At 47.5% G+C, this 17,281-nt stretch carries 16 protein-coding genes; 12 read left to right on the top strand and 4 right to left on the bottom strand.

Annotation, left to right across the window (positions count from 1 at the left end; genetic code table 11):
• Positions 1 to 183: 183 nt before the first annotated feature.
• Entirely contained in the window at positions 184 to 942 is a 759-nt protein-coding gene (locus tag CLOSYM_RS18620) for a DeoR/GlpR family DNA-binding transcription regulator (protein ID WP_021643339.1), read from the top strand.
• 152 nt (positions 943 to 1,094) lie between these two features.
• On the opposite strand, the gene CLOSYM_RS18615 is transcribed toward CLOSYM_RS18620, so the two are convergent.
• Positions 1,095 to 1,988, bottom strand: a complete 894-nt coding sequence (locus tag CLOSYM_RS18615) for a glycyl-radical enzyme activating protein (protein ID WP_044902858.1) — start codon at positions 1,986 to 1,988, stop codon at positions 1,095 to 1,097.
• A gap of 329 nt (positions 1,989 to 2,317) precedes the next feature.
• On the opposite strand from CLOSYM_RS18615, the gene CLOSYM_RS18605 reads away from it, so the two are divergent.
• Genes CLOSYM_RS18605 through CLOSYM_RS18595 form a run of 3 tightly spaced genes read left to right on the top strand, consistent with a single transcriptional unit; the run spans position 2,318 to position 6,397 of the window.
• Positions 2,318 to 4,741 (top strand): glycyl radical protein, encoded by a 2,424-nt coding sequence (locus CLOSYM_RS18605; protein ID WP_021643337.1) that lies wholly within the window; start codon positions 2,318 to 2,320, stop codon positions 4,739 to 4,741.
• 42 nt (positions 4,742 to 4,783) lie between these two features.
• Positions 4,784 to 5,461 (top strand): fructose-6-phosphate aldolase, encoded by a 678-nt coding sequence (locus tag CLOSYM_RS18600; protein ID WP_021643336.1) that lies wholly within the window; start codon positions 4,784 to 4,786, stop codon positions 5,459 to 5,461.
• A gap of 30 nt (positions 5,462 to 5,491) precedes the next feature.
• Complete coding sequence (locus tag CLOSYM_RS18595) at positions 5,492 to 6,397, top strand: ROK family protein (RefSeq protein ID WP_021643335.1); 906 nt, start codon at positions 5,492 to 5,494, stop codon at positions 6,395 to 6,397.
• Between the two features lie 85 nt (positions 6,398 to 6,482).
• Here CLOSYM_RS18595 and CLOSYM_RS18590 read toward each other — a convergent pair whose 3' ends face one another.
• Positions 6,483 to 7,367, bottom strand: coding sequence for a hypothetical protein (locus CLOSYM_RS18590; protein WP_021643334.1), 885 nt, complete (start codon positions 7,365 to 7,367; stop codon positions 6,483 to 6,485).
• Between the two features lie 57 nt (positions 7,368 to 7,424).
• Complete coding sequence (locus CLOSYM_RS18585) at positions 7,425 to 8,159, bottom strand: DUF4825 domain-containing protein (protein ID WP_003506439.1); 735 nt, start codon at positions 8,157 to 8,159, stop codon at positions 7,425 to 7,427.
• Between the two features lie 351 nt (positions 8,160 to 8,510).
• Here CLOSYM_RS18585 and CLOSYM_RS22835 point away from each other — a divergent pair, with 351 nt between their 5' ends.
• The 5 genes from CLOSYM_RS22835 to CLOSYM_RS18565 all read left to right on the top strand — a co-directional run bounded on the left by CLOSYM_RS22835 (position 8,511) and on the right by CLOSYM_RS18565 (position 11,791).
• Positions 8,511 to 8,660, top strand: coding sequence for a hypothetical protein (locus CLOSYM_RS22835; protein WP_021643333.1), 150 nt, complete (start codon positions 8,511 to 8,513; stop codon positions 8,658 to 8,660).
• 443 nt (positions 8,661 to 9,103) lie between these two features.
• Positions 9,104 to 9,892, top strand: coding sequence for a serine hydrolase (locus CLOSYM_RS18580; protein WP_021643331.1), 789 nt, complete (start codon positions 9,104 to 9,106; stop codon positions 9,890 to 9,892).
• A gap of 368 nt (positions 9,893 to 10,260) precedes the next feature.
• Positions 10,261 to 10,587 carry a DUF3870 domain-containing protein gene (locus tag CLOSYM_RS18575; protein ID WP_003497362.1) on the top strand — a complete coding sequence of 109 codons (327 nt, stop codon included), beginning with the start codon at positions 10,261 to 10,263 and terminating at the stop codon, positions 10,585 to 10,587.
• Positions 10,584 to 11,342, top strand: a complete 759-nt coding sequence (locus CLOSYM_RS18570; RefSeq protein WP_003506443.1) for a threonine/serine exporter family protein — start codon at positions 10,584 to 10,586, stop codon at positions 11,340 to 11,342. The genes CLOSYM_RS18575 and CLOSYM_RS18570 overlap by 4 nt, the downstream gene beginning before the upstream one ends.
• On the top strand, positions 11,339 to 11,791 hold the full coding sequence (locus CLOSYM_RS18565) for a threonine/serine exporter family protein (protein WP_021643329.1): 453 nt from the start codon (positions 11,339 to 11,341) through the stop codon (positions 11,789 to 11,791). Before CLOSYM_RS18570 ends, CLOSYM_RS18565 begins: the two co-directional genes overlap by 4 nt.
• 455 nt (positions 11,792 to 12,246) lie before the next feature.
• Here CLOSYM_RS18565 and CLOSYM_RS18560 read toward each other — a convergent pair whose 3' ends face one another.
• Positions 12,247 to 13,137 (bottom strand): LysR family transcriptional regulator, encoded by an 891-nt coding sequence (locus tag CLOSYM_RS18560; RefSeq protein ID WP_021643328.1) that lies wholly within the window; start codon positions 13,135 to 13,137, stop codon positions 12,247 to 12,249.
• Between the two features lie 204 nt (positions 13,138 to 13,341).
• Between CLOSYM_RS18560 and CLOSYM_RS18555 the strand changes: the two genes are divergently transcribed.
• From CLOSYM_RS18555 to CLOSYM_RS18545, 3 genes are read left to right on the top strand one after another with little or no spacing between them, the layout of a single operon-like run.
• Complete coding sequence (locus CLOSYM_RS18555; protein ID WP_003506445.1) at positions 13,342 to 14,562, top strand: MFS transporter; 1,221 nt, start codon at positions 13,342 to 13,344, stop codon at positions 14,560 to 14,562.
• A gap of 31 nt (positions 14,563 to 14,593) precedes the next feature.
• On the top strand, positions 14,594 to 16,000 hold the full coding sequence (locus CLOSYM_RS18550; protein ID WP_009297495.1) for a YfcC family protein: 1,407 nt from the start codon (positions 14,594 to 14,596) through the stop codon (positions 15,998 to 16,000).
• Between the two features lie 50 nt (positions 16,001 to 16,050).
• Positions 16,051 to 17,247: a M20 metallopeptidase family protein gene (locus CLOSYM_RS18545; RefSeq protein ID WP_021643326.1), complete on the top strand. Its 1,197-nt coding sequence runs from the start codon at positions 16,051 to 16,053 to the stop codon at positions 17,245 to 17,247.
• The last annotated feature ends 34 nt before the right edge of the window (positions 17,248 to 17,281 follow it).

Genomic DNA, 17,281 nt, shown 5'->3' with positions numbered 1-17,281 from the left:
CCCCGGGACGAAAGACTCATATACACACCTCACCGCCCCGTCCGCCGGCCGTACCGGCAGCGTCCTCACCTGCTTAATTAATTTCTTGTTTACGAACGAAAATGGAGTGTGCTATACTAGTAAAACAGTACCTCTTATGCAATATGACATGGAAAGGAGAGCGGCATCGCCGCGGGATCAGGAATGACAGAACGCCATACGAAGATATTGGATATTGTCAGTGAAGAGAAAAAAGTAGAAGTTAACCGGTTATCTGAGATGTTGGGTGTTTCACAGGTTACGATTCGTAAGGATCTTGATGTGCTGGAGGAGAGGGGCCTTCTTTCCAGGGAACATGGCTATGCGGTTATGAAGAATGTGGACGACATCAATAACAGGATGGCGGTCCGGTATGATACGAAGCTAAAAATTGCTAAAGAAGCGGCAAAGAGTGTGGTAAACGGTGAAACCATCATGATAGAGTCGGGATCGAGCTGCGCCCTCCTGGCGGAGCAGCTGGCGGCGGATAAGAAGGATGTTACGATTATCACAAATTCCGCATTTATAGCTACCTATATTAGAGAAGTATCCGTAGGGAGAGTAATTCTTTTGGGGGGAGAATACCAAAAGGAGTCACAGGTCATGGTAGGCCCTCTTGTCAGGCAATGTGCAGGGGAATTTTTCGTTGATAAACTGTTTGTGGGAACCGACGGTTTTCTGCCGGAAATCGGTTTTACCGGCGGTGACATGATGCGGACGGAGGCGATGAAAAGCATGGCTCAGTCTGCGAAGAAGGTAATTGTCGTTACGGATTCAAGTAAATTTTCGAGACAGGGAGTTGTGGTACAGTTCAAGCTTTCGGAAGTGCACAGCGTTTATACGGATAACGGGATTCCCAATGAATCGAAGAAACTTCTGGAGGAAGAGGGGATCCGGGTATGCGTTCCGGAAGAAGGAAATTAAGAGTTTTTGGCACACGCACGGATTATATGGAAAACAGGCAATGCAAACAGTGACGATAACTGTCTGCATTGCCTGTTTTTATGTGACGGTCCGGACTGTCCGGGCTGCCACTCATTTATATTTCTGCCTGTCCGTGCTGGTGAACCATAAGGCTACATGCTTACATTCAGGCCGGCATTTTTAAAAACATTATAGTATTCAGTCATATCTTCGGGGCGGAGCGCTTTGACATCTTTTAACTGATAGGGAACCTGAAGCTCTTCATACTTTTTCTCACCAAATTGGTGGAAGGGAAGCAGATTCACCGTATCTACCCTGTGTTCCTTCAGCAGCTTGACAAATTCCTTTGCATCCTGGATGGTGTTGTTGACAGATGGAATGACAGGTATCCTGGCGACAACCGGAACTTTCATGGTTACGGCAAAGTCCAGGTTTTCAAGGATTGACTGGTTGGACACTCCGGTGTATTTAATATGCTCCCTGTCATTATAGTGCTTGATGTCCAGCAGAAGCAAGTCTGTATTTGCGAGGACCTTGGAAAACACCAGCGGAGTGGAGAAAGCTGTAGTCTCCAGCGCGGTATGGATTCCGTTCTCTTTACATTTTTTCAGAAGGGCTGCGGCGAAATCAGGCTGTACAAGGACTTCTCCGCCCGACAGAGTGACTCCTCCTTTGGATTCCTGATAGAAATCCATGTCTTTAAGCACCTCTTCCATGACCTCATCCAGCTCCATCATATTTCCTACAAATGTCAGCGCTTTTCCGGGACATTGGGTGATGCAGCTTTTGCATCCGGTACAGTTATCTGCACTGAAAACCAGATTGTTATTTTCAAAATTCAGGCAGCCTGCAGGGCATTTCACCTCACACAGATGACCGTAGAAACATTTTTTCTTGTCCCATAGTATCTGGGGAGGGCGATGCTGCGACTCCGGGTTGGAACACCAGGGGCATCTCAGAGGACATCCTTTAAAGAACACGACCGTTCTGATTCCGGGGCCGTCATGGATACTGAATCTCTGAATATTAAAAATATTTGCCTTCATAATCATAAGCTCCTATAAAAAATGAAAGGACGTCTGAATCGTAATCATTGCATACTATATCACAACAGGATTCAAAAGTAAATAAGTTTCGTACGTAAATAAAATATTGACAAAATGAAATAAAAGGCGTACACTGAAATCAATAAAAATATAAAAAATCGGCAAAATGTCTTTGCAGGATTTGGGATAGCTTAATTTATCGGCAAAATGTCCGAAGAAAACAGCATTGAGGAAAGCACCTTCTTTCATTCGAAGAAAAAAGCGCCGGAAAATTAAGAAAAAAAGAATCGCAAAGCTTTACATTTCAACGTTTTGAGGAGGAAACAGCCATGGAAAACAATCACTTTGGAAAGCTGACGGAACGTATGCATAATTTCAGGGAAGAACTTCTGAATGCGAAGCCGTATGTCTGCGCGGAGCGTGCAGTACTTACGACGGAAAGCTACCGAATGCACGCGGATAAGCCGGTGGTTCTCAAAAGAGCCTATATGCTCCGGAATATTTTGGAACATATGACAATTTACATTGAGCCGCAGACCCTGCTGGCGGGAAACCAGGCGTCTGCCAACCGGGCGGCTCCGATATTTCCGGAATATGCGATGGACTGGGTGATGGAGGAACTGGACCGGTTTGAGAAAAGAGACGGGGATGTTTTTTACATAACAGAGGAGACAAAGGAAAAGCTCAGGGAGCTGGCTCCGTATTGGGAACATAATACGACGAAGGACAGGGGACTTGCGGCAATGCCGGAGTCGAGCCGGATTTTCTATGACCTCGGGATTATTAAGGCGGAGGGGAATATCACTTCCGGTGATGCACATTTGGCCGTGGAATATGAAAAGGTCATGAGACTGGGACTTAAGGATTACGAGAGGCGCACCAGGGAAGCGATGGAACGGCTGGAGCTTACGGAGGCTGAGAATTTAAAGAAATTTTATTTTTATCAGGCGATCCTGATTGTCATTGAGGCCGTTAAAAATTTTGCTTCCCGCTATTCAGAGCTTGCCCTGGGCAAGGCGGCCGGGCTTGAGAAGGGGGAACCTGATGAAATGAGGAGGGCGGCCGAGCTTCGGGAAATGGCACGCATTCTTTCAAAGGTTCCCTATGAACCGGCGGAAAGCTTCGCTGAGGCGCTGCAGTCCATGTGGCTGATCCATCTTGTGCTGCAAATTGAATCCAATGGCCATTCCCTCTCCTATGGCAGAATGGATCAATATCTTTATCCGTTTTACAAGAAGGATCTTAAAAGCGGAAAAGAGACGGAGGAAAGCGCCTGCGAGAAAATGACGAACCTTTGGCTGAAAACCTTCACGATTAACAAAATCAGGAGCTGGTCCCACACCCAGTTCAGCGCCGGCAGTCCGCTGTACCAGAATGTTACGGTAGGCGGACAGACGGCGGACAAAAAAGACGCGGTGAATCCGATGACCTGGCTGATTTTAAAGAGCGTGGCTCAGACAAAGCTGCCCCAGCCCAATCTTACGGTCCGTTACCATGCCGGACTCAGCGCTGAATTTATGAACGAATGCATCGAAGTGGTGCGCCTGGGATTTGGCATGCCAGCTTTTAATAATGATGAGATTATTATCCCCTCCTTCATTGAAAAGGGAGTCAAGGAGGAAGACGCGTATAATTACAGTGCAATCGGCTGTGTAGAGACGGCAGTGCCGGGAAAATGGGGATACCGCTGCACCGGAATGAGTTTCCTGAATTTCCCCAAATCCCTGCTGATAGCAATGAATGACGGCGTGGATCCGGAGTCGGGAGTGAAACTGTGTGAAGGTACGGGACATTTCAGGGATATGACCTGCTATGGAGACGTGGAACGTGCCTGGGATAAAATTATCAGGAATTTCACGAAGCACAGCGTAATTATAGAGACCTGCTGTGATATGGTTCTGGAGGAGACAGTGCCCGACGTGCTGTGTTCCTCTCTGGTGGAGGACTGTATCGGAAGGGGAAAGACACTGAAAGAAGGCGGAGCCGTCTATGACTTTATCAGCGGCCTCCAGGTAGGAATTGCCAACATGGCTGATTCCCTCGCAGCAATAAAAAAATGTGTTTTTGAGGATAAAAGCATGACTCCGGCTGAGCTTTGGGACGCCCTGATGAATAACTTTGAAGGGGAGAAGGGGCTCTGGATTAGAAATCTTCTGCTGGCAGCACCTAAATACGGCAATGATGAGGATTATGTGGATTCTCTTATCCGAAGCGCTTATGAGGTATATATCGACGAGATAAAGAAATATCATAACACCAGATACGGCAGGGGGCCGATAGGAGGCATCTATTATGCCGGAACCTCGTCCATTTCGGCCAATGTGGGCCAGGGCATGGGAACGCTCGCCACACCGGACGGCAGAAAGGCGAAAGAACCTCTGGCGGAGGGCTGCTCACCGAGCCACGGGATGGACAGGAAAGGGCCGACGGCCGTATTTAAGACGGTTGCTAAACTGCCCACAAAGGAAATTACCGGCGGAGTCCTGCTTAACCAGAAGGTGACGCCGCAGCTTCTGTCAAAACCGGAAGACAGACAGAAACTGACCATGCTGCTCAGAACATTTTTTAACCGTCTTCACGGCTATCATGTCCAGTACAATGTTGTCTCAAGAGAGACACTGAAAGCAGCACAGAAAAATCCCGAGGAGTACCGCGACCTGATTGTCCGGGTTGCCGGATATTCGGCTTTCTTTAATGCATTGTCACGCCAGACACAGGATGATATTATAGAGAGGACGGAACAGAATTTTTAGAACGGCAGTTTTTTAAGAGCAGGAAACGGAGGACAGGAAGACATGGAGTTTTTATTTGATACGGCCAATATTCAGGAGATACAGAAATACATCGCCATTTATCCCATTACAGGAGTGACCAGCAACCCTTCTATTATTAAAAAAGAGGGGAAGATAGATTTTTATCGTCATTTCCGGCAAATCAGAGCAATAATCGGAGCGGAGCGTTCCCTGCATATACAGCTTACGGCGCCGGATGAAGGCACGATGCTCAGGGAAGCCGACACGGTTTTAAATAAGGTGGATGATAAGGTATTTATCAAGGTGCCGGTTAACGAAAACGGTCTGAAGGTGATGAGAGCTTTGAAAAAAGACAGGATAGGAGTCACTGCTACGGCAGTCTATTCGAAAATTCAGGGATATCTGGCGCTGGAGGCAGGAGCCGACTTTATCGCGCCGTATTATAACAGGATGGAGAATCTGGATATTGATGCCTATGACACTATAGCCTGTCTGGCGGAGCAAATCAGAGCTTACGGATATAATACAAAAATCCTGGCGGCCAGCTTTAAAAATATCGCACAGGTGAATGCTGCTTTTGCAGCCGGGGCCCAGACGGCGACGCTTTCTCCGCAGCTTCTCCACGAGGCGATGGGGATGGCGGCCATCGGCAAGGCGGTGGCTGATTTTAAGAGTGACTGGGAGAGCGTGTTTGACGGTAAAGACCTGACACAATTATAGAGTGGTTTTTGATGGAACGGGGGTGGCGTGATGAGATATCTTGTAATCGATATAGGAGGTTCTTTCATAAAATATGCGCTGATGGACGAAGCATATTATGTGATGATGACGGATCAGCTCCCCACCCCAAAAGAGGGGCGCGATGAGCTGGTGGAGGCCCTGGGGAAGCTGTATGACAGATTTGCGGGTGAGATAGACGGCATGGCTATTGCGGCCCCGGGGATTATCGACAGCCGGAAAGGATACTTTTACACAGGAGGAGCGCTTCGATATAACGAAGGCTTTGCCATGAAAGAAGCTCTTTTAAAGCGGTGTCCAACAAAAATCCATATTGAGAATGACGGAAAATGTGCGGCAATGGCTGAGGCGGAGCTGGGTTGTCTGTCTGATGTGGAAAACGGAGTAGTCCTCGTCCTGGGTACAATGATCGGGGGCGGAATTATTAAAGACGGAAAACTATACAAGGGAAGCCATTTTTCAGCAGGAGAGGTATCCTTTATCTGCACGGCGGGTACGGAAAAGCCGGATTCCGGGAATATATGGGGAAACCGCTGCGGCGGAGTGTCGCTTGTAAAGAGGGTGGCTGAGAAAAAGAAGCTGCCCTGTGAAGCGCTGGATGGGAAACAGGTGTTTTTGCTGGCGGGAGACGGCGACAAGGAAGCACTGGAATGCCTTGACGAATATACGAGAGAGCTTGCTGTCCAGATTTTTAATCTGCAAAACATCCTGGATCCGGAGCGGTTCGCCATCGGCGGCGGGATCAGCGGACAGCCTCTTCTGATGGAGTATATCAGAAAGAATCTGGATGAAATATACAGTGAATTCACCTATATAGTCAGAAGAGCCGAGGTGGTGACATGTCAATATTTGAATGTGTCCAATCTGTTGGGGGCGCTTGTTTGCTACCTGAAAGAGGAACAGGAGACGGAGCATTAGAGCGTGTCTCAAAATTCATTCCCGCCAAATGTGCCGCAAAGTGTGCCGCACATCTGACGGAAAGAAATTTTCAGCCACGCTCCAGTTATTTCCTATTCTTTTTTCGGTGTATTTCCCAAATAACTCCAAGACCGAAACAGAGAATACAGACAACGACAGAAACAGCAATCAAGGGCCAGAAGCTGGAGCGGTATGAACCTTCGCCCGTCTCTCTGATAAGGCGGTTCCGGCCGTCTGCCGCGCCGCTGCTGTCACCGGCACCGGCTAAAGCGGCTGTTTCATCTGATATGTTCCGGCCGGACGTACTCTTATCAGCCGTTTCAGACTCCGTTCCTTCCTGCCGCTCCCACAGCAGTTCCCTTTTGACGGAGCCGTCCTCCTGCAGAATATTTGCCGAAAGGCTGTTTGCGCCGGAAAAAAAGAAGTCGTTGATACTGCCGCCGGAACGGATGAGTATCTCCCAGGCAGCAGCCGTGTTGGTCTTCTTTTTTTCGGGAAGCAGTTCAAGTGTCTGGGGATCGGTGCCGCTCAATTCATAGGGCGGCCAGACCAGCTTCCAGATTTCTCCCTTCTTATCCAGGGAGAGAAGAACGAAATCACCCTTTTCCGGCTTCTCCCTGCCATGGTAGGAAGTGGTGTAGGAATACAGTTCTCCCTGATATCCGGTAAAATCTGCCGTCAGTTCACCGGGTATTTCGCTGAGCGGAAGCATCCTGTCTATTACGTTTTTTTCAGCGCCTTCCGGGCCGCAGGTGAGTGCGTGGTTTACCGTAATCTGATACAGGTTCCCCTCTGTTTCCGTTATGGTACCGATGATCAGTGCATTCTGCTCGCCGCGCCACATGCCCCACTCGGCATCATGGGCCAGGGCGGTCAGAGGAGCGGTTCCTGACAGTAGAAAGCAGAGTGACAGGACCGTAAAAAATCTTGTTATATTCTTTCTGTTTTGTTTCTTGATAAAATATCCCATATATTCCCATTTCCTTTCCTGCAGCCGGTTTTGAAAGTTTATTGTTTGCGGGAATGGCTACCGGTTAATCTCGGTAAGCCGTACAATGTTCTCAAGAAGCCGGTGAAGCGATTCCTCTGTTTCACCATACTTCTTCAAATCTTCTAATTGGAGCAGTTCTTCGGCATCTGCTGTGGTGATACTGACGCCTTCTTTTACATCGCTGCCTTTAGAGGGATAATCCCAGCGGATTTCACCGCAGTTTCCGATCAGGGCGAGGAGGCTGCATGCCGTCTGGCTCATGCGTCTCAGATCCGGTTCACTTTCGAAATGTACCGTCATGGTATATGGTTCTCCGGATGTTTGAAGTTCCAACGACCTTTTTTCTTCTATGTTGAAATACTCGGCCAGAAGGCCCAGAAGCCGTCCGTCTGCGGGGGCGTCGCCGATATATTCATTTCTGGCATTGAACAATTCTTCACTGTACAAAGGGGGCAGACTGTAGACGGCAAAGACATGCTCCAGGGAAGCAGGTTCTCCTTTCTTCACTTTTCCGTTCCACACAATGCGTGCCGTATCGCCGGGTAAAAAATCCGGAACCGGATTGGCGGAAAGTACAGACTGGTCCAGTCTGATGACGGATGCTTTTTTCAGTATCTCTTCATCCTCAAACGGCCTGGCAGTGATTCCGTCCTCGGTAATCTCCGTGATAACGGCGTTAAAAGATTCAGTTCCTTTTTCCGAACAGCCGGCTGCGGACAGCAGCGCTGTCAGGCATATGGCAAACAGAGCGACGGTTCTCAGAAGCTTCATACAATTTCCCCTTTCTGTTAAGGCGGCTGTGCGGCAGCATTGACGGAAACTGCCGCCGGACAACCGCCGGTTTGATACGTTTATTATTATTCTAAACTATTTCTCTTTCTGTGGCTATTACGGCTATCCTAAGAATTCTTACATTTCCATTGCAGGATTTACTCAAGCTTCATATAAATTTCTCTCTGGAAAATCCGGGTAGTGGAGACGGCGTTGGGCTTTGGCCTTTTCCTGACGGATTTCATTTTACTTAGTGCAGCTAAAACCCGTAAAAGAACTGAAATATCCGTTCTTTTACGGGTTTTAGTCGTTAAATGTGCAGAATAGAGAGAAGGGAAGTCAGCATCTCTGATGGGAAGAATTGAGAATCTGGAGGATTACGACGTGCCGCCTCTGGGAATCGTTTGTCCAGATCCGGTCCGGACAGATATTTACCGGAAAAAATTTGGAAGATATAAGGAATATTATGACGGCTGTAAAGCCGGAGGGAATAAGCAGTGACAAATATTTCGACAAATACGTCTTAATAATTGACAAGCCTCTCATTTTATATTATACTTAGTTCGTGGTTAACCATATACAAAAGATAACTTACATAAGAAGGTTTACCAAAGAAAAAGTACGCAGATACAAAGGATTTGTAACGGAAAGTACATAAGCGCTTTACGAAGTACAAAAGAATGTACACAAAAGTACAAAAGACGGCATCCACAAAAGAACAACAGAAATACAAAAGAAACGACGACAAAAGATAACATTTTCAAAATACAAAAGATAAAGCACAAACCAAATAAATACAAATGAAGAGCTGCTTCACTTTGTATGATATAGCAAACACTATATTGGAGCGAATGAAACCCAGCAAAGAACAGGAATACCTGTTTTTTGCCGGGTTTTTTAATTGAAGGCGGTGACCTGCACGCTCCGCGCGAAGGAGAGGGGAAATGGCATACAGGGAAGAATTGAAAAACCGGATCAATGAATTTATTGAGTCTCAGACAGGGAATATCTGCGTATCGCTGTTCGATTTAAAGGAACAGGACGGGTTTTCCATAGACGGGGACAGGCGTGTCCCTTCGGCCAGCATGATAAAGCTGGTTATCATGGCCGAGCTGATGCGCCGTGTCTGCGCAGGGGAATTGTCCCTGGAAGAAAAGATAAAAATTACGCAGGAAATGAGAACCGGCGGAGACGGAGTCCTTAAGGAACTGGAGCCGGGCCATGAATTTTCACTGAGAGAGATACTGACCTTGATGATTATAGTCAGCGACAATGAGGCCACGAATATTCTGATACAGATGCTGGGCATGGACAGGATTAACGGGATGGCGGCAGAACTGGGACTGAAGGAAGCGGTATTGGGCCGGAAGATGATGGATTCAGAAGCGAAAAAACAGGGCTGTGATAATTTTATCTGTGCCGATGATATCATGCTGATCCTGAAAAAAATTTATGAGGGAAGCTGTGTGAACAGGAAAGCCAGCGCCCTGATGTTGGATATTCTGAAACGGCAGCAGCAGTCGGGACGCCTTCAGCTCTATCTGCCTGAGGACGTGGAAGTGGCGCATAAGTGCGGTGATTTGGATTTTCTGGAAAATGACGGCGGAATCATCCTTCTTCCGGGACACCCCTATATTCTGGCCGTACTGACAAATGGGGTGAAAACCAATAAGGACGGAAGAGAGGCAATCGGCAGAATTTCACAAATTATATATGAAGAGCTTTCGTGGTAACCGTTCAGCCATGATGTATTCCGCGAGGTGTTTTCGCTGTTTTTTGCGAAAATCCCGAGTTGTGCGGCGCGACGCGATGAAAAGTGAACTTTTCACCACAATCAACGGCGTTTTTAAGCCGAAGGCTGAACCGTAACCTTTCGTGAAATGACAGAGGGTGTCCTTTCTTGACAGAAAAATATTACCTGCCGTATAATAACAAATAGGAGCCGGGCAGTTACTTTTTACAGCCACTGTCCTGCGAGGTGTTTTCGTGTGCAATTGCACGAAAATCCCGTGTTACACGGCGTGAAACCGCGTTTTTCAGCGGGGCTGTGATCAGTAATGCCGGAAAGTTTCCGGCGTAGATTTCATAGGGGGGCAGGGATATGAATCAGGGAGAAACGGTATATATTATCGGCGAGTCCAGGACGAATCTGGATAATGCGATTACGAAGGTTTACGGGACATTTTATATTGCGTTTGAGATCATACCGGAGACGGAAGAGATTATTGAGGTAGATTGTTCAAGGACTCTGGAACTTACCAAGGATTTTATCCGAAGGCTGTTTATCGGCAAAAAGTTCGTAACCGATGCAGAGCAAATTGAAGCTGAGGTTAAAAGACGCTACTATGGTTCTTCCACGAAAGCAATCATTGTGGCATACCGCGATGCATTGAAACGTTTTAAGAAAATTAAGGAATCAAATACATGACAAATGAACAGATACTTACCTGTGCGATAAATATCGGGGAACAGCTCCTGATTAACGGCGCTGAGATCAGCCGGGTGGAGGATACGATCAGCCGCATATGCAGCGCCTACGGCGTCCGCCAGAGCCACATTTTCTCCATCGCCTCATGTATCATTGTTTCCCTGGAAACGTCAGACGGGGAGTGGATTACCCAGACCAGGAGAATATTAAACTACGGCACGAATATGTATAAGCTGGACAGACTTAATAATCTGTCCAGGAAAATCTGTTCGGAACATCTGCCCCGGCAGGCGATCGAAGAGGAATTCGATGCAATTGTAAAGAGCAAAGAATATCCACCGGCTCTTCAGATTGCCGTCTGTGCGATGGTGGCGGCGGCCTTTACTGTTTTTTTCGGGGGCACACTGAGGGACGGATTTGCCGCCGCATTTGTCGGCGTACTGCTGAAACTGACCTTGTACGGCCTGCAGTCTATGAAGATGAAACAGATATTCTCCAATATCATCTGTTCCATCCTGTCGGGGCTTTTATGTATCTTTGTCTGTTTTGCCGGTCTTGGCCGGCATTTGGATACGATTATGATAGGCAATATCATGCTGCTGATACCGGGGGTGCTGTTGACAAACTCGTTCCGTGATTTTATCAGCGGGGATATGATCAGCGGCCTGCTGCATTTTTCAGAGGCGATTATAACAGCGGTCTGTGTCGCAGGAGGCTTTATTATAGCAATCATCCTGACGGGAGGTTCCTTATGAGAGAGTTCTGTTATGCGGTAGCCGCGTCCTTTTTCGGCTCACTCGGGTTTGCGGTTCTCTTTAATACGAGGGGCAAGAGAATCCTGATTTCCGCCGTTGGAGGCGCCGTCTTCTGGGGGCTTTATCTTGTTTTTATCAACTTCGTGGATAATCAATACCTGGGATTTTTTTTATCGGCCATTCTTATCACAATTTACGCCGAGGTATGGGCGAGGATTTTAAAGACACCGGCGACAACCGTGCTGATGCCGACCGTAATTCCTTTTATCCCGGGCGGGGCGCTTTATTATGCGGTGAGTGCGGCTCTGAGAATGGATCTGCCTGTCTTTGCTGAGAAGGCCCGGTCGGCTCTGGGGCTGGCCGTAGCGCTGGCCGCAGGTATCATGGTGGTGACTTCGCTGCGCGGGCCGGTGGATTTGATATTGAGGAGATGGAAGCAGGGCTCATAAATTTATAGATTTAAATCATGCACACTTTATGTAATGATACATAGAGCGTGCATTTTTTATTTAATAGGAAAGTTTTCCTGTTAAATAAAAACCGCTCCGCGGAGGATCGCACTGCGTCGGCAGGGAATCATGTCGCTACAGCGACCCGTCGCAGCACATCAAATAAAGTTTGTCATAATCTGAGGAGCACGCAGTGCGGAGCAATCCGGTTTCAAAGGGGTCAAAAGACCTTTTGACCCCAACATCATGGCATTAAGTTACAAGGAGGACACCGCATGAATCAAAAATCACATGACCTAAAAATTTACCAGAACCGGCATTTGCCGGAACTGGCGATTCCTAATAAGGGACTTATTTTATAGCCCCTTATTTATTGAAGGATGTGCAAGGACGGTAAAACGCGAAGACCGTGAGCAATAGGAAACGGCGGCCTGTGTAGGGAGTGTCCGGGCTTATCACGGATTGACGGTGAAGGATTCCCCCTGAAACGCGGCTTTTAAGGTTTCGAGGTAAGGAGTCAAAATACTGGAATTGTTTTTAGGCCAGACCAGGAAACCGGATTCGATAGGCGAGTAGCCCGAATATTCATAGGGTATTTTTTCAAGCCGGCCGCTTTCGATATAGGAGGAAGCGATCCGCTCAGGTAGGAAACAGACGCCGAGGCCTTCCAGAAGCAGATTCATGCACAGATACCCGTGAATCGTGTGAAACGGATAGATTCGTGGATAAAAATACGTATTGAGCCAATTCGAAAATGCCATCCCCCAGTCCATATCGATGTAAGGAAAATCATCCAGCGTATCGGGAGAGAAATAGCGGGAGTTCAGTTTCAGAGCAGGTGACTTAACAAGGACATAGCCGCAATTCCATAGCTCCACAGTCTCTATCATACGGTGGGTGGGACGGTTCAGCACAAAGCCGATATCGATATTGTCGTCCAGAATCCCGTCTACGATATCGTTGGAATGCAGAACATTCACGTTGAATGAGATGTTGGGATATTTTTCTATGAGCGTACGGAATTTTGAGAAGACCGTAGACTGCCAGATGGTTTCCGGAGCCGCGATTGACAGACGGGACGTGAATCTGCCGGATACATCGAGGGCTTTTTTTGATTCCAGATCCAGATTGCAGATGCTCTTTGCATAGTGGATAAATATTTTTCCATGGGGAGTCAGTTCCACAGAGGTTTTGTTGCGCACGAAGAGGGTCTTGTTGAGTTCCGCTTCAATCGATTTAATCCGCGCCGTGACGGCAGATTGTGATACGAACATGATTTCGGCTGTCCGGCTGAAATTTTTTGTGTTGGCTAATAATAAAAATGTTTTCAATGTTTCGGTATCCATATATTCCTCCCGGCACTTTGTAATTCTTATTAAATTTCTGATTCACACTGAAAGATAATTTGTATTTCTCAAATGGATTATTTTTTATTATACTATACAAAGATGCAATTGACAAATATATTGCGTAAAGCGTAAAAAAACATCTGACAATTAAGGCGCAGTACACAGACAGTATTGCGGGGGTTTTAAAGGGGGAGAGTGGTGTTGGATCGAATTAAAGGCATGAAAAAGGCTGATGCAAAGCGTTTATTATTTTTTCATGCGTTTTTCTGGGCTTTTTCTAATCTCATTAATCCCATAACACCGGCGATGTTTCTGGAACTGGGCCTTCCCGATTATATGTTTGGGGTGAGTTTTGCGGCAATGGCCGGGGCCTCCTTTTTTATGGCTCCCGTTTGGGGAAGGCTGTGCGGGAAAATCGGCTGTACGAAAGTGATTTTTATTGGATTTGTCACTTATGCAGTTACACAGATTGCGTTTTACTATTCGGTTACGCAGGCAGAGATCATCATATGCCGTCTGGCCGGCGGAATTACCTGTTCTGCCGTTCCGGTAGCCACACTGGCCGGCCTGATCAATCTTACCGGAGCCGAGGAACGGAGCCGGGGTATGCTTTACTATTCGGTTTTGTCAACGGCGGGCTGTGCGGTTGGATATTCGATAGGAGGTTTTTTGGGCAGCATATCTATTGAACTGGCTTTCCAGATTCAGGTCGTGGCGATATTCCTGTTTGCCCTCATACTTTTATTGACTGTTAAGGATCCGGAGTCTGCCTGGGAGGAAAGGAGCTTGCCGGACCAAAAGAAGAGCGGATCAAATATTACGGTATTGCTGGCCGTGTTCATGGCCTCCGTATTTTGTGCCAGCTTTGCCACGACTGCGTATGACAACGCATATAACTATTATGTCAAGGAGGCGCTTAAATTCCCCAATTATTACAATGGCCTGATTCGGGCCGGGATAGGGGGCATTACACTCATTGTGGATTTTACAGTGGGAGCCTGGCTGATGAAGAAGACGGAGGTCAAGCGCTCGATTATCGCCTGTCTTTTTATAAACGGCGTCGTGGCGGTAACGGTTCCGCTTGTATCGGATGTCCCGGCTTTTGTGGTTGGCAACTTTATATTTTATGCGGTTAATGCGCTGTACCTGCCTCTTCAGCAGACAATGGCGACGGAGGACAGCAATAAGGAAAACAGCGGCAGTGTCGCCGGTATGTTTAATTCCTGCCAGTATGCGGGAAAGGTGTTCGGGGCTTTATTTGCCGGTTTTATATACGGAGCAGGCAGCTTGCTGCCGTTCTATTCTTCGGGAATCGTGTTTATATTAGGAGCGGGATGTTCCGTCCTCTATTACCGAATGAAAAAAGGAGAGCTGAAATCTGGGCAAAGGGGGGATAAAGGAAGACGGCAGATTTTATTATAAATTAACAAAATAAACAGGAGGAGGTTTTTTAATGAGTGAAAAAAAGAAAAAGTTAAAGTTGAAGGCTCCGAACGCAATGCTGATCCTGGTAATTATCGTACTGGCCAGTGCAATTGCCAGCTACGTAGTTCCGGCCGGTTTGTATGACAGAGTGGCAGATCCTGCTACGGGACGAATGCTGGTTAATCCTGACACCTTCCATTACATTGACCAGACGCCTATTGGGTTTTTTGAGTTTTTTGAATCATTGACGATTGGATTGCAAAATTCCGGATATATTATTTTCTTCCTCTTAATCATCGGAGGGGTATTTGGAATTATGGATGCGACAGGAGCGCTTCATGTGGGAATGGCGAACCTGATTAAGAAAATGGCGGGAAAAGAGATTCTGCTTGTGCCGATTTGCATGGTGGTATTCGGCCTCGGCTCGGCTTGCGCAGGGAACTTTGAAGAATTCCTGGCCTTCTTTCCACTAATGGTCACCGTCTGCCTTGCCATGGGATTTGACTCGATGACGGCCATGGGTATTGTATGGATGGCGGCGGCCTGCGGCTATTCCGGCGGATTTACCAACGCCTTTACAGTCGGAGTGGCACAGGGAATTGCGGGACTGCCCCTGTTTTCGGGGATGTGGCTGAGGATAGCCGCTTTTGTTGCCTTCCTCTCCGTTAGTATTGTTTATGTAACGATGCACGCGATAAAGGTCCGTAAAAATCCGGAGTCCAGTCCGGTTTATGAGGAAGATAAAACCCATGTTGTTAATATTGATGTTTATAATGTGCCGAAGCTGACGATACGGCATAAGCTGGTGCTTTTGATTTTAGTAGGCAGCGTAGTGGCTCTTATAGTCGGAGTTACTCAGTTTGGCTTTTATATCGACGAGCTTTCCGCTGTTTTTCTGATTGCCGGAGTTTTAGCCGGAATCGTGGGAGGACTTAAGCCGGGTGAGATGACGGATGAATTTATCAAAGGCTGCGGAAACCTTTTGTGGGCGGGAATGGCAATCGGACTTTGCGGCGCGGCGACTTATATTCTTCAAAGCACAAATATTATTGATACGGTTATCCACTTTATGTCGGGACTTTTGCAGGGGCTGCCTGCAGCGCTCAGCGCCTGCGGTATGTTCGTTGTCCAGAATATTTTAAACATCCTGATACCCTCCGGCTCCGGTCAGGCGGCGGTTACGATGCCGATTATGGCCCCGCTTTCCGATGTGCTGGGAGTGACAAGGCAGACGGCGGTTCTGGCATTTCAGTTCGGAGATTCATTTACAAACGTAGTCACCCCTACCTGTGCAACTCTGATGGCCGCTTTATCAATGGCCAAGGTCCCCTGGGGGAAATGGATCAAGTTCCTGGCTCCGCTTTACGCAGTGTGGGTAGTGATAACCTTTGCGTTCCTAATTTTTGCGGTAAAGGTTGGATACGGACCGTTTTAGTAAGCAGCAGGGCGTAAATTTAAGAAATTAAGAAAGGGTAGTGATAATAAATGAAAAGAGATATCTTGAGTGAAGCTCTTGAGATAAAGGAGGAGCTGATTTTATGGAGACGCAGTCTTCACCGGATTCCGGAGGTTGGACTGATATTGCCGGAAACCTTCCGCTTTGTGACGGAACAACTCGACCGGATGGGTATTACATATAAGACATATACGGGCCATTCCGGTATTGTGGCGGATTTTGGCAACGGGCAGGGCAAAACAGTCGCCATAAGGGGCGATATGGACGGACTTCCGATTGAGGAGGACACAGGTCTTGAATTCAGCTCGGAAAATAAGAATATGCATGCCTGCGGCCACGATGCCCATACGGCAATTTTGCTGGCGGCCGCAAAATTATTAAAACGCCACGAAAGTGAGATAAACGGGACGGTCAGACTGTTGTTCCAGCCAGGAGAGGAATGGCCGGGCGGCGCGGAACCAATGGTAAAGGACGGGGTTATGGAGAATCCGAAAGTGGACTATATGCTTGCCCTGCATACAACGAGAAAGACAGAGGAGCCTTATCAGAACGGAGCCGTTATTATCAGCAATAAATACGTATCTGCATCCGACGAACAAATCTATGTGACGGTCAAAGGGAGAGGCGGACATGGATGTGCTCCTGACGAGTGTATTGATCCGATTGCGGCAGCCGTGCTGATTATCAATAACCTTCAATATATTGTCAGTAGAGAGGTGTCTCCCCTCAATTCCAGTGTAATCACGATTGCAACCGTCAGGGCGGGGAACGGGACCAGTAATATTATACCCGATGAGGCGGAATTTATAGGCACCGTGCGAAACGTGGATATGGAATCCAGAAATTTTGTCATGAAACGGATCGAGGAGATTATAGACCACACGGCAAAGGCTATGAGAGCTGATTACACATTCAGGATTGATCAGCCCTATCCGCCTCTTTCAAATGACGCAACGGTCTCGGAGCATGTGAGAAAAGCGGCAAAAAAGATAGCGGGGAAAGAACGTGTACGGTCGATTAACAAACCGGAAATGGGAGGGGAGGACTGTGCCTTTTTCTTCCAGAAAGCGCCGGGGTGTTATTTCTACCTTCAGACTGCGATGGCAAACCCGCGGGACGGGGAATATTATCCGGCTCATAATGCACGGTACTGTGTGGACGATTCGGTATTATATATCGGGGCAGGGACTTTTGTGGAGGCTGCTATGAGTCTTTTGGAGGAATAGTAAAGAGATTTAGTTAAGCAGGTGAGGACGCCGC

The organism is [Clostridium] symbiosum ATCC 14940, assembly GCF_000466485.1.
GTDB classification, from domain to species: domain Bacteria; phylum Bacillota; class Clostridia; order Lachnospirales; family Lachnospiraceae; genus Otoolea; species Otoolea symbiosa.
The sequence above is the reverse complement of the archived record's forward strand: the minus strand, read 5'-3'. Positions and strand labels throughout refer to the sequence as shown.

Bases quoted from the DNA above. Each gene is read 5' to 3' on its own strand.
- CLOSYM_RS18620 (WP_021643339.1), top strand. From the start codon at position 184: ATGACAGAACGCCATACGAAGATATTGGATATTGTCAGTGAAGAGAAA.
- CLOSYM_RS18615 (WP_044902858.1), bottom strand. From the start codon at position 1,988: ATGAAGGCAAATATTTTTAATATTCAGAGATTCAGTATCCATGACGGC.
- CLOSYM_RS18605 (WP_021643337.1), top strand. From the start codon at position 2,318: ATGGAAAACAATCACTTTGGAAAGCTGACGGAACGTATGCATAATTTC.
- CLOSYM_RS18600 (WP_021643336.1), top strand. From the start codon at position 4,784: ATGGAGTTTTTATTTGATACGGCCAATATTCAGGAGATACAGAAATAC.
- CLOSYM_RS18595 (WP_021643335.1), top strand. From the start codon at position 5,492: ATGAGATATCTTGTAATCGATATAGGAGGTTCTTTCATAAAATATGCG.
- CLOSYM_RS18590 (WP_021643334.1), bottom strand. From the start codon at position 7,367: ATGGGATATTTTATCAAGAAACAAAACAGAAAGAATATAACAAGATTT.
- CLOSYM_RS18585 (WP_003506439.1), bottom strand. From the start codon at position 8,159: ATGAAGCTTCTGAGAACCGTCGCTCTGTTTGCCATATGCCTGACAGCG.
- CLOSYM_RS22835 (WP_021643333.1), top strand. From the start codon at position 8,511: ATGGGAAGAATTGAGAATCTGGAGGATTACGACGTGCCGCCTCTGGGA.
- CLOSYM_RS18580 (WP_021643331.1), top strand. From the start codon at position 9,104: ATGGCATACAGGGAAGAATTGAAAAACCGGATCAATGAATTTATTGAG.
- CLOSYM_RS18575 (WP_003497362.1), top strand. From the start codon at position 10,261: ATGAATCAGGGAGAAACGGTATATATTATCGGCGAGTCCAGGACGAAT.
- CLOSYM_RS18570 (WP_003506443.1), top strand. From the start codon at position 10,584: ATGACAAATGAACAGATACTTACCTGTGCGATAAATATCGGGGAACAG.
- CLOSYM_RS18565 (WP_021643329.1), top strand. From the start codon at position 11,339: ATGAGAGAGTTCTGTTATGCGGTAGCCGCGTCCTTTTTCGGCTCACTC.
- CLOSYM_RS18560 (WP_021643328.1), bottom strand. From the start codon at position 13,137: ATGGATACCGAAACATTGAAAACATTTTTATTATTAGCCAACACAAAA.
- CLOSYM_RS18550 (WP_009297495.1), top strand. From the start codon at position 14,594: ATGAGTGAAAAAAAGAAAAAGTTAAAGTTGAAGGCTCCGAACGCAATG.
- CLOSYM_RS18545 (WP_021643326.1), top strand. From the start codon at position 16,051: ATGAAAAGAGATATCTTGAGTGAAGCTCTTGAGATAAAGGAGGAGCTG.